This is a genomic window from Methylobacterium ajmalii, from assembly GCF_016613415.1.
In the GTDB taxonomy this organism is placed as follows: domain Bacteria; phylum Pseudomonadota; class Alphaproteobacteria; order Rhizobiales; family Beijerinckiaceae; genus Methylobacterium; species Methylobacterium ajmalii.
In genome coordinates, this window is the sequence record NZ_JACWCT010000105.1 from 1 (window position 1) to 4,703 (window position 4,703).

The window sequence follows — 4,703 nt, forward strand, 5'->3', positions numbered from 1 at the left end:
GCGGCGGCGGTGGCGCGCTGGGCCTCGGCCAGCCGTGCCTCCAGGCGGCGCATCGCGGCCCGCTCGGCCGACAGCCGGGCCTCCGCCGCCCCGACCCGGGCCTCCGCCTCGGCGGCCGCGTTCCGCCACTCGGCGGCGTCGTTTCGTGCCTCGGCAACCGCCGCGTCGGCCTCGGCGGCGATCCTGTCGGCCTCGGTCGCAGCCGCCTGCGCGATCAGGACGGCCTGTTGCGCGTCGGCGGCGACATCCTTGGCCGCAGCGGCGGCGTCCCGGGCCCCGGCGGCGTCATCACGGGCCTCGGCGGCCTCGGTCGCTGCGGCCTGAAGCGCGTCCTCGACCCGCACGAGCAGGGCGCCGACCTCGCGGCCGAGCCGGTCGGCCCGGGCCTCGGCGGCGGTGGCGCGGGCGGTCGAGGCGCGCACCTGCTCGGTCGCGCGCCGTAGCAGGGCCAGGATGGTGCCGGTGTCGATCGGGGTGGCCATGGTATCCGGGAGTCGGTCGGCGATTCTCCAAGGGGGGCCTGCCGGCGCATCGCGGTCAAGGATTATTGCACCGCTTGACCGCCCGCCTCCGCATTCGTCCGCGCCCTGCGGCGCGGGTGCGTCACCCCGCTCCGTCCGGCCCCCCGTCTCCCCCTGCGACCGATGCGCCAGGGGAGTATCGGGCAGGGGAACCCAACCACCCGTCGATCGATGCTCCCGGGGACTATCCGCGATGGATGCGGGGAGTATGCCCACCAGGCTCCGGGGGAGACCCCGGCGAGACGAGGTGCCGTGCCCATGTTCATGAGGATCGACCGCCTGCAGGCCGAGCTGCCGCAGCCCAAGAGGCCCGACCCGAACGCCGCGGCCGCCCTGCAGGAGCTGCTCGGCGGCAAGTACGGCGAGATGTCGACGCTCGGCAACTACATGTTCCAGAGCTTCAATTTCCGCGACAAGTCGAAGCTGCGTCCCTTCTACAGCCTGGTCTCGAGCATCTTCGCCGAGGAGCTCGGCCACGTCGAGCTGGTCTCGACCGGGGTGGCGATGCTCAACAACGGCCCCGGCGACCCGACGCCGGACGTCGACGTGTCGAAGGCGCCCTTCCACGACATGCAGGACATCCGGCTCGCCGGCAGCTTCCTGAGCAACGGCGGCGGCGCGATGCCGATGAACTCGAACGCCACGTCGTGGAACATGGACATGGTCACCACGACCGGGAACATCATCGTCGACCTGCTGCACAACTTCCACCTGGAATGCGGCGCGCGGCTGCACAAGCTGCGGGTCTACGAGACCCTGACGGACCAGACCGGGCGCGAGGTCTGCGGCTACCTGCTGGTGCGCGGCTCGGTCCACGCCCACGCCTACGCGCTGGCGCTGAAGAAGCTGACGGGGGTGGCGATCGAGCAGATGCTGCCGACCCCCAACATCAACCTCGACCGCATCCCGGAATGCCAGAAATACCTGCAGGAGGGCAGCCACCGCCGGCTCTACACCTTCTCGCAGGATTATCCCGAGGCGGCCGGGGTGTGGTCGAACGACGAGGTGGCCCTGCCGGGCGATCCGCCGGGGAACCTCGAGGTGGTCGACGGCGCGCCCGAGGGCGGCAAGATCCCGGAGCTCGACGGCAATTACGGCGCCTTCGCGCCGAACTACAAGCCGGAGGAGATCTTCGAGATCGCCAGCAAGCTCTACAAGAAGGGCCGCTGACGAACCGGGACGGGGCCGGTCAGCCCGGCCCCGGGCCCGCGATGATCGCATCGAGGGCGTCCCGCACCTCCGCCATGGCCGGGCGCGCCGCCGGATCGGGCCCGGTGCAGGCCGCCACCAGCCCGGCGAGGGCGGGACCGGCGAGGGGCGCGTGGCGGCCGAGCTCGTCGAGCAGCAGCCCGAAGGCCCGCACGTCGAGCCGCTGCAGGATGGCACCCTCCCGGCCCGACGGCAGGGCGGAGGCCGCGCCGAGGTCGCTCAGCACCGCGGCGCCGTCGCGCCCGTCCCACAGCACGTTGTGGGCGTAGAGGTCGCCGTGGCCGAAGCCGCGCGCATGCAGGTGGGCGGCGCCCGCCGCCACCCCGCGGGCGAGGCGCAGGGCGCTTCCCCGGGTCAGGCGCAGATCCGGGTCGTAGACGTCGCGGCTGCAGCTCTCGAGGCTCGGCGGTCCGGCGAGCACCCGCCAGCCCTGCGGCAGGAGCGGCATCAAGAGACCCTGGCGGCCGTCCGGATGGTCGGCGAGGCGCCCGAGGCTGCCGGTCAGGTGCGGGTGGGCCCCCGCCGCCAGGCAGGCCGCCATCTCGCGCTCGGGCAGGCCGTCGCTGGTCATCGCGTCCTTGAACAGCTTGAGGGCGACCGGGCGCGCCGTGCCCGCAGCCCCCGGCCGCCACGCCGCCCGCATCACCCGGCCCGAGGCGCCCTCGCCCAGCAGCGGGCCGACGGACAGGTCGTCCCAAGCGATCGTCTCCGATGCGGCCGGCGCCGGCGCGGCGCGGTCCTCGAACGGGTTGCCGGCCCAGGACAGCCAGGCGAGGCGGGGCAGGGCGGCGACGCAGCCGGGCAGGGCCGCAAAGCCGTTGGCGGCGATGCGCAGGAGCTCGAGGTTCTCCGCGCCGCTCAAGGACTCCGGCAGGGCGTCGAGGCGGTTGCCCGCCAGCATCAGCTTCTGCATGCGCGGCCGCTCGCCGAGCGCGCGGGGCAGCGCCGCGATGCGGTTGTCGGTGAGGGTGAGCCAGCGCAGGGCCGGCGGCAGCGATTCGGCCGGCACCTCGACGAGGCCGGTGGCGCGAAAGCCGACCTGGCTCAGGGCCGGGCAGTCGCCGAGCACCGGCGGCAGGCGGGTGAAGCGGTTGCCCGAGCAGAACAGGACCCGCAGGCGGCGCATCCGTCCGAACCCCGCGGGCAGGTCGGTCAGGGCGTGCCCACCGAGGTCGAGGAGCTCGAGGCTGTCGGCGAGGCCGAGGATCTCCGGCGGCATCTCGGTCAGCCGCCCGTCCGGCCCGCCGGGGAGCCGCAACTCCCGGATCCCGGCAAGCTCGCCCCGGCGCAGGGCGTCGAGGCGCGCGGCGGTCGTGCCCACGCTCATGCGCGCCCGGGCCGGCACGCACGCACGGGGGTGGGGGTCGCCCGATCGGGTCTCGTCATCCTCGATCTCCCGGCGGCGCGCCGTTGCGCCGCCCGGCGACGGTGGTCGCCGGGAAACGCCGCCGGATCAAGGGGGCGGGCGAGACGGGATCGGTCGGCCGGCTTCAGTACGGGTAGCCGTAATAGTAGGCCGGCGGGGGCGCGCGATAGTACTCCACCGGCGGACGGCCGTAGGTGCGCAGGTAGGGGTCGTAGCGCGGCTGCCGGTAGTTGCCGTTGTTGATTCCGGCCGAGCGGTCGTTGCCGTTCAGGGCGGCGTAGGGCGACAGGCCGCTGCCGGAATCGCTGTTGCGGGCGAGGGCCGCGCCCGCCGTCCCGAGGACGAGGGCGGCCGCGACCGTGGCCCGGATCGTGAGGGCGCGCATGGAAGACCTCCTGGCGATGGCGAGGGCACGCTGATGGAACCATAACGGCCCGCGCGCCATCGGCGTTCCGGGTCGCCGGCGCGGCCTTTCGGCGCCAGCGGGCGATCAGCGCCCGGCGAGCAGCGCGGCGGTGCGGTGCTGCTGCGCCAGGACCCGGGAGAGGTGGTCGATTCCCCCCTCCTGCATCCGGCGCAGGGCGACCGGCTCCTCCTCCGCGTCGCGTCGCATCGAGACGTAGAACTCGAACCCGCCGACCTCGGTGGCGCCGATCCGGTTCAGCACGAACGGGAACAGCCCGAGCCGGGTCGCCCCCGCGACGAGGTCGAGGAAGCTTTCGGGCGTGAACACCCAGCAATGGCAGGGTACGTAGCGCTCCTCCGCCAGGGCCGCGGCGGCCTCCCGGTAGGCGTGCCCCAGGGCGTCCTCGCCGGACAGGCGCCCCGCCGTCACGGGGTCGGCCCCCTCCCAGACCTGCGCCGGGGCGATGGCCCGGGCCTCGCTCGCATGGGCGAAGAGCTGGCGCGGGCTCGCCCGGTCGAGGGCGAGCAGGTCCGCCTCGACGAGCTCCGCCAGGGTGCTGACGGGGCGCGCGGCGTCGAACATGAAGCGCTTGTCGGGCAGCGACAGGTTGAGCACGCCGCCGGCGCGCAGCACGCCATGGATGCCGCGCAGCCAGCCGAGGAGGTTCGGCACGTACTGCGCCACCTGGGCGGCGATGGCGACGTCGCAGGGCTCCGGCCCGAGCAGGGCGGCGAGCGGCCCCGAGCCGGCCCAGGCCCGGTCGATCGGCGCCGCCCCGGGCAGGCCGGCATTCGCATCGAGGGCGTGATCGACGTAGGTCACGCTCACGCCGGCGGGCAGGGGTACCGGGTTGTTCCCTGGCCCGAATTCGAGGGCCCGCGCTTCGGGCAGGGGCATGTCGTGGGTCAGCCGCGCCAGCCGCCGGTCGGCGGCGCGGCGGGTGAGGAACGCGTCGAGGGAGAGGGAGCCGGGTCTCATGACCCGGCTTGTCGCACGCCCGGCCTCACGCCGCGAGCCATTCGAACCGCCCGGCCTCGTCCCAGGCACAGGCTTCGCCGAGGCTGTGGGCGAACACCGCCGAGAGCCGCGCCTGCTCGGCCTCGACCACCGGCCCCTCGACCGCCACCGGCCGGCAGCGGGCGGAGAGCCCCGGCACGACGAAGTCGGGGTTGTGCAGCGCGTGGTCGGAGCCCTCCGTGAA

The 4,703-nt window shown here is 74.4% G+C and carries 5 protein-coding genes and 1 pseudogene; 1 reads left to right on the forward strand and 5 read right to left on the reverse strand.

Annotated elements, in window-relative coordinates:
* The coding region (locus HPY23_RS20285) for a hypothetical protein (RefSeq protein ID WP_200649668.1) at nt 1-482 on the reverse strand (482 nt) is incomplete at its 3' end.
* 297 nt (nt 483-779) lie between these two features.
* Between HPY23_RS20285 and HPY23_RS20290 the strand changes: the two genes are divergently transcribed.
* Nucleotides 780-1,691: a manganese catalase family protein gene (locus HPY23_RS20290; RefSeq protein ID WP_091882609.1), complete on the forward strand. Its 912-nt coding sequence runs from the start codon at nt 780-782 to the stop codon at nt 1,689-1,691.
* Between the two features lie 19 nt (nt 1,692-1,710).
* Here the strand turns inward: HPY23_RS20290 and HPY23_RS20295 are convergent, their stop codons facing one another.
* The 4 genes and pseudogenes from HPY23_RS20295 to HPY23_RS20310 form a co-directional block, all read right to left on the reverse strand.
* Entirely contained in the window at nt 1,711-3,057 is a 1,347-nt protein-coding gene (locus tag HPY23_RS20295; RefSeq protein WP_091882739.1) for a leucine-rich repeat-containing protein kinase family protein, read from the reverse strand.
* Between the two features lie 163 nt (nt 3,058-3,220).
* Nucleotides 3,221-3,481, reverse strand: coding sequence for a hypothetical protein (locus tag HPY23_RS20300; RefSeq protein WP_060847685.1), 261 nt, complete (start codon nt 3,479-3,481; stop codon nt 3,221-3,223).
* Between the two features lie 105 nt (nt 3,482-3,586).
* The gene (locus HPY23_RS20305) at nt 3,587-4,480 is read right to left on the reverse strand and encodes a class I SAM-dependent methyltransferase (protein WP_091882611.1); all 894 of its coding nucleotides are present in this window, start codon (nt 4,478-4,480) and stop codon (nt 3,587-3,589) included.
* A 25-nt stretch (nt 4,481-4,505) separates the two neighbouring features.
* Nucleotides 4,506-4,703 (reverse strand): annotated as a pseudogene (locus HPY23_RS20310) (Hint domain-containing protein); the annotation flags it as partial.

Bases quoted from the DNA above. Each gene is read 5' to 3' on its own strand.
- HPY23_RS20290 (WP_091882609.1), top strand. From the start codon at position 780: ATGTTCATGAGGATCGACCGCCTGCAGGCCGAGCTGCCGCAGCCCAAG.
- HPY23_RS20295 (WP_091882739.1), bottom strand. From the start codon at position 3,057: ATGAGCGTGGGCACGACCGCCGCGCGCCTCGACGCCCTGCGCCGGGGC.
- HPY23_RS20305 (WP_091882611.1), bottom strand. From the start codon at position 4,480: ATGAGACCCGGCTCCCTCTCCCTCGACGCGTTCCTCACCCGCCGCGCC.
- HPY23_RS20300 (WP_060847685.1), bottom strand. From the start codon at position 3,481: ATGCGCGCCCTCACGATCCGGGCCACGGTCGCGGCCGCCCTCGTCCTC.